The 17,519-nt window shown below is 71.4% G+C and carries 16 protein-coding genes; 9 read left to right on the top strand and 7 right to left on the bottom strand.

Annotation, left to right across the window (positions count from 1 at the left end):
- Positions 1-43: 43 nt before the first annotated feature.
- On the bottom strand, positions 44-1,480 hold the full coding sequence (dnaA, locus tag MWU57_RS03180; RefSeq protein ID WP_106265780.1) for a chromosomal replication initiator protein DnaA: 1,437 nt from the start codon (positions 1,478-1,480) through the stop codon (positions 44-46).
- A gap of 315 nt (positions 1,481-1,795) precedes the next feature.
- Between dnaA and rpmH the strand changes: the two genes are divergently transcribed.
- The 8 genes from rpmH (at position 1,796) to MWU57_RS03140 (ending at position 7,619) form a co-directional block, all read left to right on the top strand.
- Positions 1,796-1,933 carry a 50S ribosomal protein L34 gene (gene rpmH / locus MWU57_RS03175; protein WP_106265963.1) on the top strand — a complete coding sequence of 46 codons (138 nt, stop codon included), beginning with the start codon at positions 1,796-1,798 and terminating at the stop codon, positions 1,931-1,933.
- Between the two features lie 3 nt (positions 1,934-1,936).
- A complete protein-coding gene (gene rnpA / locus MWU57_RS03170; protein ID WP_246907216.1) occupies positions 1,937-2,293 on the top strand; it encodes a ribonuclease P protein component in 357 nt (118 codons plus the stop codon).
- On the top strand, positions 2,293-2,589 hold the full coding sequence (gene yidD / locus MWU57_RS03165; RefSeq protein ID WP_106265783.1) for a membrane protein insertion efficiency factor YidD: 297 nt from the start codon (positions 2,293-2,295) through the stop codon (positions 2,587-2,589). The genes rnpA and yidD overlap by 1 nt, the downstream gene beginning before the upstream one ends.
- Before the next feature lie 49 nt (positions 2,590-2,638).
- A complete protein-coding gene (yidC, locus tag MWU57_RS03160) occupies positions 2,639-3,586 on the top strand; it encodes a membrane protein insertase YidC (RefSeq protein ID WP_106265785.1) in 948 nt (315 codons plus the stop codon).
- Complete coding sequence (locus tag MWU57_RS03155) at positions 3,583-4,116, top strand: R3H domain-containing nucleic acid-binding protein (RefSeq protein ID WP_106265787.1); 534 nt, start codon at positions 3,583-3,585, stop codon at positions 4,114-4,116. Before yidC ends, MWU57_RS03155 begins: the two co-directional genes overlap by 4 nt.
- An 87-nt stretch (positions 4,117-4,203) precedes the next feature.
- Positions 4,204-4,842, top strand: a complete 639-nt coding sequence (rsmG, locus tag MWU57_RS03150; protein WP_246907214.1) for a 16S rRNA (guanine(527)-N(7))-methyltransferase RsmG — start codon at positions 4,204-4,206, stop codon at positions 4,840-4,842.
- 217 nt (positions 4,843-5,059) lie between these two features.
- The gene (locus tag MWU57_RS03145) at positions 5,060-6,130 is read left to right on the top strand and encodes a ParA family protein (RefSeq protein ID WP_246907212.1); all 1,071 of its coding nucleotides are present in this window, start codon (positions 5,060-5,062) and stop codon (positions 6,128-6,130) included.
- A 109-nt stretch (positions 6,131-6,239) separates the two neighbouring features.
- On the top strand, positions 6,240-7,619 hold the full coding sequence (locus tag MWU57_RS03140) for a ParB/RepB/Spo0J family partition protein (protein WP_246907210.1): 1,380 nt from the start codon (positions 6,240-6,242) through the stop codon (positions 7,617-7,619).
- Positions 7,620-7,905: 286 nt separating this feature from the next.
- Here the strand turns inward: MWU57_RS03140 and trxA are convergent, their stop codons facing one another.
- From trxA to MWU57_RS03110, 6 genes are all read right to left on the bottom strand, one after another.
- Positions 7,906-8,229: a thioredoxin gene (gene trxA, locus MWU57_RS03135; RefSeq protein ID WP_106265792.1), complete on the bottom strand. Its 324-nt coding sequence runs from the start codon at positions 8,227-8,229 to the stop codon at positions 7,906-7,908.
- 29 nt (positions 8,230-8,258) lie between these two features.
- Positions 8,259-9,278: a thioredoxin-disulfide reductase gene (gene trxB, locus MWU57_RS03130; protein ID WP_106265794.1), complete on the bottom strand. Its 1,020-nt coding sequence runs from the start codon at positions 9,276-9,278 to the stop codon at positions 8,259-8,261.
- An 82-nt stretch (positions 9,279-9,360) separates the two neighbouring features.
- Positions 9,361-11,250, bottom strand: a complete 1,890-nt coding sequence (locus MWU57_RS03125) for a hypothetical protein (RefSeq protein WP_246907209.1) — start codon at positions 11,248-11,250, stop codon at positions 9,361-9,363.
- 106 nt (positions 11,251-11,356) lie between these two features.
- Positions 11,357-13,090, bottom strand: coding sequence for a murein biosynthesis integral membrane protein MurJ (murJ, locus tag MWU57_RS03120; protein WP_246907208.1), 1,734 nt, complete (start codon positions 13,088-13,090; stop codon positions 11,357-11,359).
- Positions 13,087-15,210, bottom strand: coding sequence for a DUF6049 family protein (locus MWU57_RS03115; RefSeq protein ID WP_246907317.1), 2,124 nt, complete (start codon positions 15,208-15,210; stop codon positions 13,087-13,089). The genes murJ and MWU57_RS03115 overlap by 4 nt, the downstream gene beginning before the upstream one ends.
- 16 nt (positions 15,211-15,226) lie before the next feature.
- Positions 15,227-15,844 carry an NUDIX hydrolase gene (locus MWU57_RS03110; protein ID WP_106265801.1) on the bottom strand — a complete coding sequence of 206 codons (618 nt, stop codon included), beginning with the start codon at positions 15,842-15,844 and terminating at the stop codon, positions 15,227-15,229.
- 156 nt (positions 15,845-16,000) lie between these two features.
- On the opposite strand from MWU57_RS03110, the gene MWU57_RS03105 reads away from it, so the two are divergent.
- Complete coding sequence (locus MWU57_RS03105; protein ID WP_308221130.1) at positions 16,001-17,482, top strand: CCA tRNA nucleotidyltransferase; 1,482 nt, start codon at positions 16,001-16,003, stop codon at positions 17,480-17,482.
- Positions 17,483-17,519 lie beyond the last annotated feature (37 nt).

Genomic DNA, 17,519 nt, shown 5'->3' with positions numbered 1-17,519 from the left:
CCCTGTGAACACGCGGTTGTCCACAGGGTTGTGGAATTGTGGATCAGCCGCGGTGCTGCTGCTTGATCCGGCTCGTGAGCTCCGTGACCTGGTTGTACGTCGACCGGCGCTCGGCCATCTGACCGGCGATCTTCTTGTTCGCGTGCATGACGGTGGTGTGGTCGCGGCCACCGAACTGCTGGCCGATCTTGGGCAGGGAGAGGTCCGTCAGCTCGCGGCACAGGTACATCGCGATCTGGCGTGCTGTCACCAGGACGCGCGACCGGGACGTCCCGCAGAGGTCGTCGATCGTGAGACCGAAGTAGGCGGCCGTCTGGGCGATGACCATCGCCGGGGTGATCTCCGTGGCCTGGTCGTCGTCGGTGATGAGGTCCTTGAGGACGATCTCGGTGAGGGCCAGGTCCACCTGCTGCTTGTTCAGGTTCGCGAACGCCGTGACCCGGATCAGCGCGCCCTCGAGCTCGCGGATGTTCGTCGAGATGCGGGAACCGATGTAGCTCAGCACCTCGGCCGGCACGTCGAGACGCTCGCTCGCCGCCTTCTTGCGCAGGATCGCGATGCGGGTCTCGAGGTCGGGCGGCTGGACGTCGGTGATCAGGCCCCACTCGAACCGGGAGCGCAGCCGGTCCTCGAACCCGTCGAGCTGCTTGGGCGGCACGTCGGAGGTGATGACGACCTGCTTGTCCGCGTTGTGCAGGGCGTTGAAGGTGTGGAAGAACTCCTCCATCGTCTGTTCCTTGCCCTGCAGGAACTGGATGTCGTCGATGAGCAGAACGTCGACGTCGCGGTAGCGGCGCTGGAACGCGCCGGTGCGCCCCTCGCCGATGCTGTTGATGAAGTCGTTGGTGAACTCCTCCGAGTTCACGTACCGCACACGCACGTGCGGGTACAGGTTGTGCGCGTAGTGGCCGATGGCGTGCAGCAGGTGCGTCTTGCCCAGCCCGGAGTCGCCGTAGATGAAGAGGGGGTTGTACGCCTTGGCCGGCGCCTCGGCGACCGCGACGGCCGCCGCGTGCGCGAACCGGTTGGACGAACCGATGACGAACGTCTCGAAGATGTACTTGGGGTTCAGCCGGGTGGGTTCCGCGGCCTCCTTGCGAGCCGGCGGCGCGGAGCGGTGGACCGCCGTCCGTTCCGGGGCGGAGATCTCGGGCTCCGGTTCTTCCGAGGGAGGGCTGTAGTCCTGGGTCGGGCCGGCGAGTGCCTCGTGGCTGAGCTCCGGGTCGACCGTGATCCCGAACCGGATGTCCCGCCCGAGCGCCGAGGACATCGCCGAGACCAGCTGGTCGCGCACGCTCGTCTCGAGATAGTTGCGCGTCTGCTCGTGCGGCACGGCGATGAAGACCGTGTCCTCCAGGATCGCCATCGGCTTCGCCAGCTTGATGAAGGCGAGCTGCCGCTGGGTCATGTCCGACCGCGCCTCGAGGGTCGCCAGGGTCTGTGACCAGACCTCGGTGATGTCGGCGTCGGGCTGGGGCACGGGGGTTCCTCCGGGCGGTCGGTAACAGTGTCCACATAGTTTTCCACACCCTGTGGAACCTGTGGACATCGGTGTGGACGACGGCGGCGCGAGACCGGTCGTGTCGTCGGCGTCACGCCGGGCGCAGTTGACCTGAGGGCCCGCGACGGCGTAACGTCGGACAGCCGTTCCAGGTACTTTCGCGCGCCCTCCTTCGGGCGTGCGGCCTCGGGTCGGCCCGGTCGACACACTGCCCGTGCGGACGCCGACCAGCAACCTGACCGACATCGTCGAGGACCTGACGGTGTGCCTCCCCGACGTTTCTTGGAGTACCTCGTGAGCAAGCGGACCTTCCAGCCGAACAACCGCCGTCGTGCGAAGACCCACGGTTTCCGGCTGCGCATGCGCACCCGCGCCGGCCGCGCCATCCTGGCGAACCGCCGTCGCAAGGGCCGCACCGAACTCGCTGCCTGAGCCGTGCTCCCTGCGGCGCGACGCATGCGCCGCTCCTTCGACTTCGAACGAGCGGTGCGCGGTGGCGCGCGCGCAGGGCGCTCGACCGTCGTCGTCCACCTGACCCGCAAGCCGGGTCAGGTGGACGGCCCTTTGGTGGGCCTGGTGGTCTCCAAGGCGGTCGGCAACGCCGTGCACCGCAACCTCGTCAAGCGACGCCTCCGCGGCGTCGCGGCCGCGCACCTGGACGACCTGCCGGACGACGCGCTCATGGTGCTGCGGGCGCTGCCGGCGTCCGCCGAGGCGGGCTACGCGCGCCTGGACCGGGACGTCTCCCGCGGGATGCACAAGGCGCTCGCCCGGGTCGCGGGGCCGGGCTGATGACCGGTTCCGTGCTCGGGCGCAGCCGGGAGCTCGCGCGCGCCGTCCCCACGGCCGTGCTGGTCGGCGCGATCCGTGTGTACCAGGCCGTCGTGTCACCGATGACCGGGCCGACCTGCAAGTACTACCCGTCCTGCTCGCAGTACGCGCTCGTCGCAGTCCGCACGCACGGGCCGCTGCGGGGGACCGGACTCGCCCTCTGGCGGATCCTGCGGTGCAACCCGTGGAGCCTCGGCGGCGTCGACGACGTGCCGCCGGCTCGACAGCACGAGCACCGCGGCGCCGACACGCACTGACCTCCCGGGATCGCGCCACCCGGGCTCAGCTTTCCGACAGAGGAGACAAATGGGCTTCTTCGATACCATCCTGTTCCCGATCCAGTGGGTCGTGGCCTGGATCATGTACGGGTCCCACCAGGTATTCACCACCCTCGGCTTCCAGGACGGCCCGGGGTTCGCCTGGGTGCTGTCGATCGTCGCCCTCGTGATCGTCATCCGCATCCTCCTGATCCCGCTGTTCTTCAAGCAGATCAAGGCGTCGCGCGGGATGCAGATGATGCAGCCGGAGCTCCAGGCGATCCAGAAGAAGTACAAGAACAAGAAGGACCCGTCGTCCCGCGAAGCCATGGGCCGCGAGACCATGGAGCTGTATCGCAAGCACGGCACCAACCCGATGGCGTCGTGCATGCCGATCCTGCTGCAGTCGCCGATCTTCTTCGCACTGTTCCGTGTGCTCTACAACCTGCCTCCGATCGCGGCGGGCACGCTCGACCCGATCGGCCCCATCGACGCGTCGGTGGCCGCGGACATCGAGGAGTCGTCGCTCTTCGGTGCTCAGCTGTCGGACATCTTCCTGCAGACGGACGACTGGGGCGCTCGGATCACGATCCTCGTCCTCATCCTCGCGATGAGCGCCACGACGTTCTTCACCCAGCGCCAGCTGACGATGAAGAACATGCCGAAGGCCGCCCTCGAGGGCCCGATGGCGAACACGCAGAAGATGATGCTGTACGCGCTGCCGGTCATCTTCCTGATCTCGGGCGTGAACTTCCCGGTGGGTGTGCTGATCTACTGGACCACGACGAACCTGTGGTCCATGGGGCAGCAGTTCTACACGATCAAGCGGATGCCGGCGCCGGGCTCCGAGGCAGAGCGTCAGCTCAAGGAGAAGCAGGCCGCGAAGGCTGCCAAGAAGGGCATCGTGGCCGAGGAGCCGACGGAGATCGAGCCGCCGAAGCCGGTGGGGCAGCGTGAGCAGCCCATGCGCAAGAACCGCAAGAAGAAGAAGAGATGAGGTCAGCCATGACGAGCGATGCGACGCCGGAGAACGGCAAGACGCTGGTGGCACGTCTCGAGGAGGAGGGCGAGGTCGCTGCCGACTACCTCGAGGAGCTCCTCGACATCGCCGACCTGGACGGCGACATCGACCTCGACATCCGCCACGAGCGTGCGGCGGTCGAGATCGTCTCCGAGGAATCCCCGCGCTCGCTCGACTCCCTGGTCGGGCGGAACGGCGAGGTGCTCGAGGCGCTCCAAGACCTCACCCGCCTCGCCGTCCAGGCGCGGACGGGGGAGCGGAGCAGGCTGATGCTGGACGTCGGCGGGTTCCGTGCGGCACGGCGCGCTGAGCTCGAGGCGCTGGCCGCGGACGCGATCGCACGTGTGCAGGAGTCCGGCGCGACGGTGTCGCTGGACCCGATGAACGCGTTCGAGCGCAAGGTCGTGCACGACGAGGTGGCGGGTGCGGGACTCGTGAGCGACTCGGCCGGCACCGAACCGCAGCGGTACGTGGTGATCCACCCGGCGGAGCCCGCCACGGCATGACGACGAACGACGGGGCCCGCTGTTTCACGTGAAACAGCGGGCCCCGTCGCGTCTGGACGACTCAGGTCAAGTGACAGGATGGTGCGCATGGTGGACACGGACGAGGTCATGGGGACGAGCGCGGCGGTACGCGACTACTTCGGCGAGCACTACGACGCGGTCTCCCGCTTCCATGCTCGACTGCGGGACGAGGGGGAGGTCCGGGGACTGATCGGTCCGCGTGAGGTGGACCGGCTCTGGGAGCGGCACATCCTCAACTCGGCAGCGGTCGTCCCGTTCCTCGCCTCGGCTGGATCGGTCGCTGACATCGGATCCGGAGCTGGGCTGCCGGGGATCGTCATCGCGATCCTGCGACCCGACGCCCAGGTGCATCTCATCGAGCCCATGGAGCGCCGCACGACCTGGCTCGAGGAGGTCGTCGCAGATCTAGGACTGGCGAACGTGGTGGTGAAGCGGGGCCGCGCAGAGGAGTACGACGGCGCGCTGGAGGTCGATGCGGTGACGTCGCGCGCGGTGGCTGCACTGTCGAAGCTGGCGCGGATCAGCCTCCCGCTCGTGAGGTCCGGGGGCGAGCTGGTGATCCTCAAGGGGCGGAACGTGGAGCAGGAGATCGAGCCGGCGCGCAAGATCCTCCGCAAGCTCACGGTCGGCGAACCGGAGATCCTGGAGGGACGGACCATCGACGGCGTGGAGTCGACCACGGTGCTCAGGGTGCGGCGGAAGTAGGCCGACACCCGGCGAGCGGCCCGACCTGGTCGCCGTGGACGACCCAGCGGCCCGGCATGTTTCACGTGAAACATGCCGGGCCGCTGACGTCTGACGTGGTCTCCGAGTGACGTGCCATGAGGGCGGGTGTCACCGCCGCACACGTCGGTGCAAGGCCGTAGAGTGAGCGCGGAACTGCATCGACGTGCGACGCGACCTGGAGGAACGACCCGTGAGCATGAGCGCCGACCGCCAGGACGCCTCGTCCGAGGACGGTACCTGGAGCACCCCCGAGGCCTACGACGCCGATGTTTCACGTGAAACAACATCGTCGTCCTGGCACGGCGGCGATTCGACCGATCGGGGTGGCGATCTTCATCGCGAGGCTCTCATCTCATCGGTTCCCCAGGTGGATGAGGACACACCCCTGGCGGCACAGCTTGCGCTGGACGCGCGCCGGCGGATCGACCTCGATGGTCGGAGGTTCCCCCGGCCAGAGCGGACGCGGATCATCACGGTGGCGAATCAGAAGGGCGGCGTCGGCAAGACGACGACGACGGTCAACCTGGCCGCGGGCCTGGCGCGAGCCGGCCTGAAGGTGCTCGTCATCGACAACGACCCGCAGGGAAACGCCTCGACGGCGCTGGGTATCGAGCACCGCGCGGGCACTCCGTCGATCTATGAGGTGCTCGTCGAGGACGAGCCGATCGCGTCGGCAGTGCAGGCATGCCCGGACGTGGACGGCCTGTGGGGTGTCCCGGCCACCATCGATCTTTCGGGCGCGGAGATCGAGCTGGTCTCCCTGGTCTCTCGAGAGACCAGGCTTCGCAAGGCGCTCGACAGGTACCTGGACGAGCGGACCGCGCGAGGGGAGGATCCGATCGACTACGTGTTCGTGGACTGCCCTCCCAGCCTCGGTCTGCTCACCGTCAACGCCTTCGTCACCGGCCGCGAGGTGCTCATTCCGATCCAGTGCGAGTACTACGCGCTGGAGGGACTCAGCCAGCTCTTGAAGACGATCGAGCTGATCAAGGCACACCTGAACCCGGAGCTCGTGGTCTCCACGATCCTCCTGACGATGTACGACGGTCGCACCAACCTGGCGCAGCAGGTGGCCGCTGAGGTGCGGCAGCACTTCCCGGATCAGACGTTGCGCACGACGGTCCCGCGGTCCGTGCGCATCTCCGAGGCGCCCTCCTACGGGCAGACGGTGATGACCTACGACCCCGGTTCGACCGGCGCACTGGCGTACCTCGAGGCGGCACGGGAGATGTCCGAGCACTCCGCCCAGCGCGCTGACCTGCAATGATGCGCGTAGCATCGAGGCAGGACGGCGAGTCGCGACCGGTCAGGGACGCGATGCCGCGACACCACGAACACGGGCCGACACCCGGACGGAACCAGGAGGCTGGTGGATCATGAGCCAGAAGAAGCGAGGGCTCGGCCGTGGACTCGGGGCGCTGATCCCCCAGGGACCACCGCAGGAGAAGCCGGTGGACGTGTTCTTCCCGCAGCGGGACGAGGAGCAGGAAGCGCCCGGTGCTGTGATGACGGCACCCGACGACGACCGGGGGGGCGAGAGGTCGGAGCGGGCCTCGGAGGCGTCGTCAGCCAGCGCGGACCGGGGCGGTCGGCGTTCGGCATCGTGGGACTCGGCCATCGCCGGCGGTCGGCTGAGCATCAACGGGGGATCTCGAGCAGAGGACGCCTCGGACCCTGTGTCCGCCCTGGCGGGACTCGCCGGCAGGCTGGAGTCGGAGGCGGGCCGGGACGCGGGCGCGGGGTATGAGTCGCTGGGCACCATCGAGATCAGGGAGCACGACGCTCCGGACGATCCGGCGTCCGCTACGGAGGCGACCGAGGACGCACCCGGATCCGATGGGGCGGCACGGAGCGGCGGGGCCGCCGAAACCTTCGCGCGGGATGTAGGGGAGGAGCACCCGCACGACGAGGACGGCCTCGTGCCCGTCCCGGGTGCGCGTTTCGCCGAGGTGCCGGTGGAACAGATTCGGCCGAACTCGCGGCAGCCCCGCAGCGTGTTCGACGAGGGTGAGCTGGACGAGCTGGTCGAGTCGATCAACGAGATCGGCGTGCTGCAGCCCATCGTCGTGCGACCCGACCCGGACGCCTCTGCCGGGTACGAGCTCATCATGGGTGAACGGCGCTGGCGTGCCGCGCAGGAGGCCGGGCTCGAGACGATCCCGGCGATCATCCGTTCCACCGATGACTCCGACATGCTGCGCGATGCGCTGCTGGAGAACTTGCACCGGGCCGCTCTGAACCCGCTGGAGGAGGCTGCGGCCTACCGGCAGCTGTTGGACGACTTCGGCTGCACCCACGAGGAGCTGGCGACGAGGATCGCGCGGTCGCGTCCGCAGATCTCCAACACGCTTCGGCTGCTCAAGCTGCCTCCCCTCGTGCAGCGACGTGTCGCTGCGGGAGTCCTCTCCGCCGGTCACGCCCGTGCCTTGCTGGGCCTGAGCGATGGTGCCGAGATCGAGCGGCTGGCGCAGCGCATCGTCTCGGAGGGGCTGTCGGTGCGGGCCACCGAAGAGGTCGTGACGCTGCTGGCCGAGGGGTCCGACGAGCAGCCGGCCGCGCGCGCCCCACGCGCCGGGCAGCGCAGCGAGGCGATGGATGAGCTCGCCACGCGGCTCTCCGACCGGTTCGAGACGCGGGTCAAGGTCAACCTGGGGAAGACCAAGGGCAAGGTCACGGTGGAGTTCGCCTCCGTCGAGGACCTCAATCGCATCCTGGCCGTGATGGCTCCGGAGGATCCCGGCTTCGCGCCCTCGTAGCGCGCCTCCATGGGCGATGGGCCCGGTCTGTGTTTCACGTGAAACACAGACCGGGCCTTTCGCATGTGAGAGGAGCGGGTACGGGACGGGGTCGCGGGCGCGAAGGACCGGTTGTTTCACGTGAAACAGCCCGGGCGAGGCGATGTTTCACGTGAAACGGCGGTTGCCGACAAACCTGAGTCAGTCCGCCACCGTCGTCGCCTCACCGGGATTCCGAAGTGCCGGAGAAACAGAACGGCCGCCCTGGTTCCGGAGAACCAGGGCGGCCGTCTGCAGCGGGGGAGTGTCAGGCGAGGACGCCGTCGATCTCCTCGGCCAGCGCACGCTTGGGCCGGGCGCCGATGATCGACTTGACCACCTCACCACCCGAATAGACGTTGAGCGTCGGGATCGACGTGATGCCGTAGGCCATGGTGGTGGCCTGGTTGGCGTCGGTGTCGAGCTTGACGATCTTCACCTTGCCCTCGTACTCCTCGGAAAGCTCCTCGAGGATCGGTGCGACCATGCGGCAGGGGCCGCACCAGGTGGCCCAGAAGTCCACCAGGACGGGAACGTCGGACTCGAGGACCTCGGACTGGAAGGTGTCGTCGGTGACGGCGACAGTAGGCATGGAGACTCCTTCGGTATGCGTGGTGGTGGTCAGACGGCGTCGAGCGCGGCCGGGAGCTGCTCCGGGTCGGGCGCGGTCGCGAGGTCTGCCAGCTCAGAGAGGTAGGCCTGCGCATCGAGGGCGGCGGAGCAGCCAGAACCCGCGGCGGTGATCGCCTGGCGGTAGGTGTGGTCGACGAGGTCGCCGCAGGCGAAGACGCCGGGCAGGTTCGTCCGGGTGGATCGGCCCTCCGCGAGCACGTAGCCCTCGTCGTCCAGGTCGACCTGGCCGGCGAGCAGCTCGCTGCGCGGGTCGTGCCCGATGGCGACGAACAGCCCGGTGACGTCGAGGTCTCGCTCGGCACCGGTGACCGTGTCCCGCAGGCGGACGCCGGAGAGCTTGTCCTCACCGTCGATGCCCACGACCTCGCTGTTCCACGCGAAGTCGATCTTGGGGTCGGCGAGGGCGCGGTCGGCCATGATCTTGGACGCGCGCAGCGCATCGCGCCGATGGACGATGGTGACCTTCGACGCAAAGCGGGTCAAGAAGGTCGCTTCCTCCATCGCAGAGTCGCCGCCGCCGACGACGGCGACGTGCTGGTCGCGGAAGAAGAACCCGTCACAGGTGGCGCACCAGGAGATGCCGCGGCCCGAGAGCTTCTTCTCCTCGGGCAGGCCGAGCTCGCGGTACGCGGACCCGGTCGCGAGGATGACGGTCCGGGAGCGGAACGTCTCGCCGCCGCCCGTGACGACGGTCTTGACGTCCCCGGCGAGGTCGAGCGTCTCGGCGTCGTCCCAGAGGACCTTCGCACCGAACTTCTCGGCCTGCTCGCGCATCGCCTCCATGAGGTCCGGTCCCTGGATCCCGGGCGGGAAGCCGGGAAAGTTCTCGACCTCGGTGGTGTTCATGAGGGCACCACCCGCCGTGACAGACCCGGCGACGACGATCGGCGCCAGGCCGGCCCGTGCGGCATAGATGGCGGCGGTGTACCCGGCGGGGCCGGAACCGACGATGACGATGTCGTGCAGCGCGGCGTCCGTGCTGGCCGGGGGGGTCGGCTGGTCGGTCACATCAACTCCTGCGGTTCGGTTCGGTGCCGGCGCGGGCCGGCACCAGGGGTCAACACCCGGGGCATCGGTGATGTTCCAGGGCTCAGGACAGCGTGATCTCGTTCAGCTCGAGGCGGTATTCGTCGGCCTTGTCCGTGTCCGGGAGCTCCGTGATCCACAGGACCAGCGAGTCGACGATGACCGGCTCGTCGAGCTCGATCGTGGTGTCCTCGGAGAACGAGCCCTCGGCGAGCAGGTCGCCCCCGGTCGGGTCGTCCAGGCTGGTCGAGCGCAGCTGCCAGGCACCGCCGCTGCCGTTCGTGCTCAGGTCGACCTGGGAGACGGGTGCCGGCTCGCGCAGCTCGACGCCGTAGCCGGCGCCCTCCTTGAAGCCGCCCCAGACAGGATTGTTGAAATAGGTCCGCGTGAACCAGAACGTGGACGGGTCGGCGTCGTACGCCAGCTCGACGGCCTCCGGGTGCTCTCCGTCGCTGGCGGGGTCGAGCTGCTCACCGGTCTCGATGATGGGCCGTACCTCGGGCGTCTCGGACTCCGTCGGCTCCGGCTCCGTGCTGCCGTCCGACGTCTCCGTCGGCTCGGTCCCGGCAGTGGCCTCCTGCGAGGCCTGGACCTCGGGCGGAGGCTCGGAGCTGAAGGGCGTGAAGGCCTGGGCCATCGCCCAGACGGCGGCGAGCACGACGCCGACGAGCAGGACGCCGAGCACGATCGGCGTCGGGTTGACGCCACGCTTCTTGGGTGCGGCGGTCGAGGCGAAGCCGCCCGTCGGCGGGTTGCCCTCCGACGGCGGGACGCCCTGCGCCCCGGTCGCCGGCTGTCCGTAGGCACCCGTCGGCGGCTGGCCCGGTGCGGCGGGTTGCGCGTACCCGTTCGGACCCTGGCCCGGCGGCGGGACCGGGGGCTGCCCGTAGGGGGCAGGCTGCCCGTAACCCGGCTGGCCGGGGGGCGGGGGCACCGCACCTTGCGCGGGCGGCTGTCCGTAAGCGGCGCCGGCCACGGCGCCCGCACCGGCACCGACCGTCCCGGCCCGGGCGATCCGGCCGCCGGAGGACGGCCGGCGCACCGGCGGTGCCGGCGGCGGCGTCCCCGGGCGCGGGCCGTTCCCGGCGGGGCTGCCGGCACCCAGGACGGACGAGCGGACCGGCCGCTCGGGCGGTTGCACGAACCGGGGGAGGGCGGCCACGACGGAGACCTGGCCCCAGGGCTCGAGCGCGGCGACGACGTCGGCGGGGGTGGCCGGGGCGCCGGCGTCGTCCCCGGTGAAGGTGCGGCGGACCAGCACGTCGATCTCCTCGTCGACGTGCGGCACGAGCTCCGAGACCGGGACGACGCCGTCGGGTCCGGTCTGGGCGGGCAGCGGACGGACGGCGTCCGGGGCGATCCAGGGGACCTCGAGGCTGTCGGCGGCCCAGCGTGCGGTGAGCGCGTAGTAGCCGAGGGCCACGAGGCCCCGGGCGTCCGCCGCTGCGGCCTGGGTGTCCGTGGGCTCGATCCCGGCGAGGCCGGCGTCGATACCGAGTCCGGTGACGACCACGCGGTGCCCGTCGACGCGCACCGCCTCGGGGCGCAGCGCGCAGTGGTGCACCCCGCGCTGGCGAGCGGCCTCCAGGGCGGTCGCGGCCTCGCCCATGAGGGCGCGGGCCTGCTGGGCGTCCACCAGCCCGCGGGAGACGATCTGCGTCAGGGACTCACCGGCGAAGGGCTCGGTGATGACGTAGGAACGGTCGCCCGCGCCGAGCTCGGTGGTGCCGACGTCGAGCACCCGGCAGAGGCGGTTGTCGGCGACCAGTGCTGCGCGGCGTGCGGCGTCGAGCGCGGAGGCGGCCTGCGGGCCGTCGACGAACGTGACACGCACGGGCCGGTCGAGGATCTGGTCGTGGGCCTCCCACGCCTCCGCCGTCGCCAGGTCCGTGCTCGCGGGCTGGGTCAGCCGGTAACGATCGACCATGACGGTCCCGGGCTGGACGGTGCTCACCTGGACGCCTCCGTGGGGGTGTGGTGGGAGAGTGGGCTCCGGCGGGATGCGCCGGTGGTCCGTGCCATCGGACCATGGTAGAGCGAAGTGCTGGTCAGAGGTCCTGTCATCGTGCGCCTCGGCGCAGGCGTCGCAGGATCGGGGCCAGGGCGTCGTCGAGCTCGCGGACGCGGAGCAGCTTGAGCATGCCCAGGTAGGCGGCGACCATCACGAGGCCGCCGGCCGCCGTCATGAGCACGGCGTGCGGCCAGGACGCCGCCCCGCCGTCCATCAGGAGGACGACGCCCCAGCCGAGGACCCCGGCGACGACGGCGGCGAGGGCGGCGCGGACGTAGAGGCGCAGCACGCGCCCGCCGTCCATGCCGTGCAGCTTGCGGTTCATGCCGCGCAGGCGCAGCAGCAGCGAGACCCAGGTGGAGAGGGCGAACGCGCCGCCGCCGGCGACCGCCCACCACTGCTCGGGCAGGACGGCGACGGCGACGGCCAGCGCGGCGACCAGCGTGACCGTGGCGGCGATCTGGATGAGGAACAGGCCGCGGCCGTCCTCGAAGGCGAAGTACATGCGGCGGACCAGCACGGTGGCCCCGAGCGCGACGAGCCCGAGGGACATCGCCCGCAGGATGGGGGCGATCGCGTCGACCTCGGCGGCGCTGAGCGACGGCAGCAGCGCCCCGGTGAGCGGCCTCGCCAGGACGAACAGGACCGCTGCCGAGATGACGGAGAAGATGCCCGCCGACCGCAGTCCGAGCGACATGTCCGCGCGCACCGCCGGGAGGTTCCCTGCCTGGACGGCTGCCGTCATGCGCGGGAAGAGGACGGTCACGATCGAGACGATGACCAGGGAGTGGGGCAGCAGGTAGATGGTCATGGCCTGCGTGTAGGCCATGTTGCCGGCGGCGACCTCCCCGGTCGCCTCGACGGCCCGCGCCCCGCGGCCGAGCACGTTGGTGAGGAACAGGACGCCGAGCTGTTCGAGGACGACGGCACCGAGCGTCCAGCCGACGACGTTGCCCGCCGCGCGCAGACCGATGCCCCGGACCCCGAGCCGGAACCGCCAGGCGAACCCGGACCGGCGCAGCGCGACGACCAGGACCAGCGCCTGGGCGGCGATCCCGAGCGTGGCGGTGCCGGCGAGCAGCACCGTCATCGGCGTCGTCCAGGTCGACAGGTCGGTGATGCCGCGGTCGGGGGCGGTGCCCCACACCAGCAGGAAGGCGCCGAACCCCAGCACCGAGACGACGTTGTTCGCCACGGGGGCGACGCCGTAGGCACCGAACCGCCCGCGGGCGTTGAGCACCTGGCCGAGCAGCATGTACAGCCCGTAGAAGAAGACCTGGGGGATGCACCAGTAGGCGAAGACGGTCGCGAGGTGGCGCGCGTCGTCCGACCAGGCGTCGCTGGTGGTGTACGCCCACACGATCAGGGGCGCGGCGACGACGAGGACCGCCGTGAGCAGCAGGAGCCCGAGCCCGGAGAGGCTCAGCAGCTTGTCCAGCCGCTCCCGCGCGTTCTCGGCGTTCATCGCGCGCAGGATCTGCGGGATGAGCACGGCCTGCAGCACGCCCGCGGAGATCAGCGCGAAGAGCACGTTGGGCAGCTTGTTGCCGATGTCGAAGGCGTCGGCGACGGTGCCGACCGCGCCGACGCACGCGACCAGCAGCATGGACCGCACCAGTCCCGAGGCCCGGGACGCCGCCGTGCCCAGGGACATGGCGACAGAACCCCGGCCGAGGCTGGGCCGGCGAACCCCGGAGCCCGACGACGACGGCCCGGCCGGCGCGGGTCGGGCGTCGTCGGGGAGGGGGCCCGGCGCGGCCGGGTCGGGGTTCTCGGCGGTCATGCCTGCGGGTCCTCCGGTGAGTGTGTCGGCGGTCGGTGCGTCGGGGGCTCCTGCGGCGCCACCGTCTCGGCGACCTCGGCGGTGGTACGACGGTCGGACCGGCCGCGTCGCACGGTACGCCAGATTCCTGCGAGGAAGAGCAGTCCCACCCCGACGGCCATCACCGAGGTGCCGACGGTCTCCCAGCCGGCGCGGACCTGGACGGCGAACTCGGTCGGGGCCGTGACCGCGGCACCGCTCGGCGCGAGCACGTTCACCTCGAGGTTCGCGTCGCCCGAGCCGATGGCCCGGACGCGGACCTCGGCGTCGCGGGACTCGCCGGCGGGGACCACGACGGTGGGGGAGGTCTCGACGATGAGCCGGGGGTCGTCCGGTTTGAGGGTCACCGTCACGGTGGCGTCGACCGGCAGGTCGTTGCGCACCCGGACGGGCAGGTTCCCGGTGTCGCTGATCAGGAGGACGTCGGCCCGCCCGATGACCCGGATCCCGGACTGGAGCTGGTCGGCGCGTTCCCCGGCGAGCAGGATGGCGGCGTCCCGGGCGTCCCGGTCCTGGCGGTAGGCGACGGCGAGCGGGGCGACGAGGTCGCGGTCGACGTCGGCGGTCAGCGCGGCGGGGTCCGCGGCGACGGTGGCGAAGGACGCGAGACCGTCCAGCTCGTCGACGAGCGTCTGCACGGCTCCGGGCCGCAGCTCGGCGTCGTCGACGACGCGCTGCTCGAGGGGGGTGCGCGGGGCGTCGGTGGGCTCCTCGGCGAGGACGTCCGTCAGGGCGACGGCGTCGACCCAGGACTGGCCCGCGAGAGCGGACGTGACGGCGGTGTAGGTCTCGACGTCCGGCGACCAGTCCCGCGGCATCGCGGCGACGACGGAGACGGGGCGCCCGGACTCGGCGGCAGCCATGGCGAGCACCGCGGTGTCGGCGAGCAGGCGCTGGGTGGCGGCCGGCGTCGCGCTCCCGGAGCCTGCGGTGCTCGCGGCGAGGGCCCCGCCGAGAGCGTGGTCCGCGACGACGGCCGCCACGTCGCCCGCTGCGGTGGGCACGGTGGTGGTGGCCGAGGCGGTGACACCGATCCGCGGCTCGAGGCCGTCGGTGACGAGGACGTGCTGGGTCCCGGCGGACCGGGCGGCGGCGAGGGTGTCGAGGTCGGCGGTGCCCGCGGGCCAACCGATCCGGGTGCTCCAGGTGTCGGGCGCCGTCCATTCGCTCGGCACCAGGCCGGTCTGCGTGGTGACGGTGCGCAGGCCGCTCGGCTGGACGTCCGCGTGCGCCAGGGCGGCGAGGTCGGTGTCGTACGGCGGGAGGGTGACGACGTCGGCCGCACCGGGGCGCTGCAACCTGCTGGCCCAGGAGCTGAGCTGCTCGTCGGAGGAGGTGGCGGCCGTGGCGACGACGGCCGGGTCGACCGCGAGGGAGAGCGGCACGTCGGCTGCGCCGGCAGCGGACAGGAGCGCCTCGTAGGCGCCGTCCTCGGATGTACGTTCGGCGATGGTCGAGTTGTACTCGTCCGGCGCGGCCGGGTCCAGGGGCGGTCCGGTCAGCGGGGCGACCACCGCCAGGTCCACCGGTGCCGGTGCCGTCGACCCGGCGTCACCGGTCCCGCCGTCCGGGTCGTAGAGCATGAAGGAGTGCAGCACGTCGATGGTGCCGCCGTCGTCACGCACCTCGACGGAGAGCTGCCGGGGGCCCCAGGGGGCGTCGACGCCGAGCTGGAGGGTGGAGACGCCCAGCTCGAAGGTCACCTCGGCCGACTCGCCCGCCGGCAGGTCGTCCATCGGCAGGCTGAGCTGGCGCGCCGCCGTGCGCGTCGAGTCGTCGTCCGCCCAGGCCGCCACGGTGGACCGCGCCGAGACCTCGCGCCAGCCCACGCCCAGGTCGGCCTGCAGCCCGGTCAGCGCGGCCTCCGAGTCGTTCGTGACGCGGACCGTGACGTCCTGCGTCTGGTCCGGGCCCACCACCGTGGGGGACATGTCCACGATGTCGACCGTGACGCCGTCGCGCACGGCCGCGGAGGACGGCACGGCGGCGGCGAGCGGGAGGGCGACGAGCGCACCGGCCAGCATCAGGGCGGCCACGACGACGGCGACGGCGCGGGAGAGCACCACCGCGGCACGGGACATGATCACGCGGGGGGCCTCACTCGACGAGCTCCGGGCTGTCGGACAGCGTCTGCAACGCCGTGGCGGCGAGGCGCTGCTCGTTGGGGTACGCGAGGCGGTCGGGCAGCTCGTGGAGCGGGACCCAGCAGGCGTCCTCGGCCTCGCCGTCCGGGTCGCCGGCGGCGGTGATGACCCCGCCCTCCGACCGCAGCAGGAAGTGGTGCACCACCTTGTGGACCCGGCGGTCCTCGCCGCTGAACCAGTAGTCGATCACGCCCAGCGTGCTGCGCACCGTCCCGACGATGCCCGTCTCCTCGTGGATCTCGCGGACGGCAGCCTCCTCGGGCGTCTCGCGCCCCTCGAGGTGGCCTTTCGGCAGGCACATCTCGAGCCGTCCGGCGCGGTTGCGCCGCAGGATGACCGCGGCCCGGTGGCCCGAGACGTGGCGCTCGACGACGAGACCGCCTGCGGAGGTCTCGTCCACCACGGGCAGGTGACCCGAGGGAAGGCTGCCCACCGGGGGTGTCGCGGGGGCGGACGGGCTGCCCTGCCGGCGGGCAGGGTCGACCCGCAGGGGGTGTCCGCCGGGCGGGACGGGCACCGGCACGGGCGGGCGCCCGTCGGAAGCGCCTGGCGCCGGTGCCGCAGAAGACATGCGCACACCCTACCGAGTTCGTCGAGGCATCCCGACGACCCGGACCGTGCCGAACCCCGGTCGGCCTGACAGTGACGAACCAGGACAAACAGAACAACCGGACCGGGTGGTCGTCACCGACGCGGACGGCGCCGCGATCTGGGAGGATGGGACGTCGTGTCGACCCCTGCGAACCCCGCCCCCGCCCAGCTCCTCCACCGAGCCCTGAGCGTGCTGACCCAGATGGCTCCCGCCGCCGTCGAGCTCGGTGAGGTCTTCGCCGCCGCCGGGCACGAGCTGGCCCTCGTGGGAGGCCCGGTCCGCGACGCGTTCCTCGGCCGCGGCAGCGCCGACCTGGACTTCGCGACGTCCGCCTCGCCCGACGAGACCCAGCAGCTCCTCGCCCGCTGGGGTGACGCCCACTGGGACATCGGCAAGGAGTTCGGCACCATCGGGGCCCGGCGCTTCGCGCGCGGCGCGGGCGACGACGCGGCGGACGTCGTCGTCGAGGTGACCACCTACCGCACCGACGAGTACGACCCCGCCTCCCGCAAGCCCGTCGTGGCGTTCGGCGACTCGCTCGACGGCGACCTCTCCCGGCGCGACCTCACCGTCAACGCCATGGCGGTGCGCCTGCCGGACCTGACCTTCGTCGACCCGTTCAGCGGCCTCACGGACCTGGCGGCGAAGGTGCTGCGCACCCCGATCGCCCCGGAGCGCTCGTTCGACGACGACCCGTTGCGGATGCTCCGGGTGGCGCGGTTCGCCGCCCAGCTCGGGTTCGACGTCGAGCCGGCGACCCGCGCCGCGATCGTGGACATGGCGCCGCGGCTCGACATCGTCTCCGCGGAACGGGTGCAGGCCGAGCTGACCAAGCTGCTGTGCGCGCCCTCGCCCCGCGCCGGTCTGCAGGTCCTCGTGGAGACCGGCCTCGCCGACCAGGTGCTGCCCGAGCTGCCCGCGCTGCGCCTCGAGATCGACGAGCACCACCGGCACAAGGACGTCTACGAGCACTCCCTCATCGTGCTCGACCAGGCCATCGCCCAGGAGACGGGACCGGACGGGGCGGTGCCCGCGCCGGACCTCGTGCTGCGGCTCGCGGCCCTCCTGCACGACATCGGCAAGCCCCCGACGCGCCGGTTCGAGCCGGGCGGCGGCGTCAGCTTCCACCACCACGAGGTGGTCGGGGCCAAGATGGTGGCCAAGCGCCTGCGGGCCCTGAAGTTCGAGAAGCAGGTGGTCAAGGACGTCGCGCGGCTCGTCGAGCTGCACCTGCGGTTCCACGGCTACGGCGACGGCGCCTGGACCGACTCGGCGGTGCGTCGGTACGTCACCGACGCCGGCCCCCTGCTCGAGCGGCTGCACCGGCTCACCCGCGCGGACTGCACCACCCGCAACCGGCGCAAGGCGAAGCGCCTCGCGGACGCCTACACGGACCTCGAGCAGCGCATCGCGGCGCTGCGCGAGCAGGAGGAGATCGACTCGATCCGGCCCGACCTGGACGGGACGCAGATCATGGAGATCCTCGGCATCGGCGCCGGACCGGACGTCGGCGCGGCGTACAAGCACCTCCTCGCGCTGCGCATGGAGCACGGCCCGCTCGGCACGGAGCGCGCGACGGCGGAGCTGACGGCCTGGTGGGAGGCTCGCCAGGCGTGACGGCCCGGCCCTAGGGTGGGCTCGCGAGGTCGCCGCG

The organism is Isoptericola sp. S6320L, from assembly GCF_023015685.1.
Lineage (GTDB): Bacteria > Actinomycetota > Actinomycetes > Actinomycetales > Cellulomonadaceae > Isoptericola > Isoptericola halotolerans_A.
The sequence above is the reverse complement of the archived record's forward strand: the minus strand, read 5'-3'. Positions and strand labels throughout refer to the sequence as shown.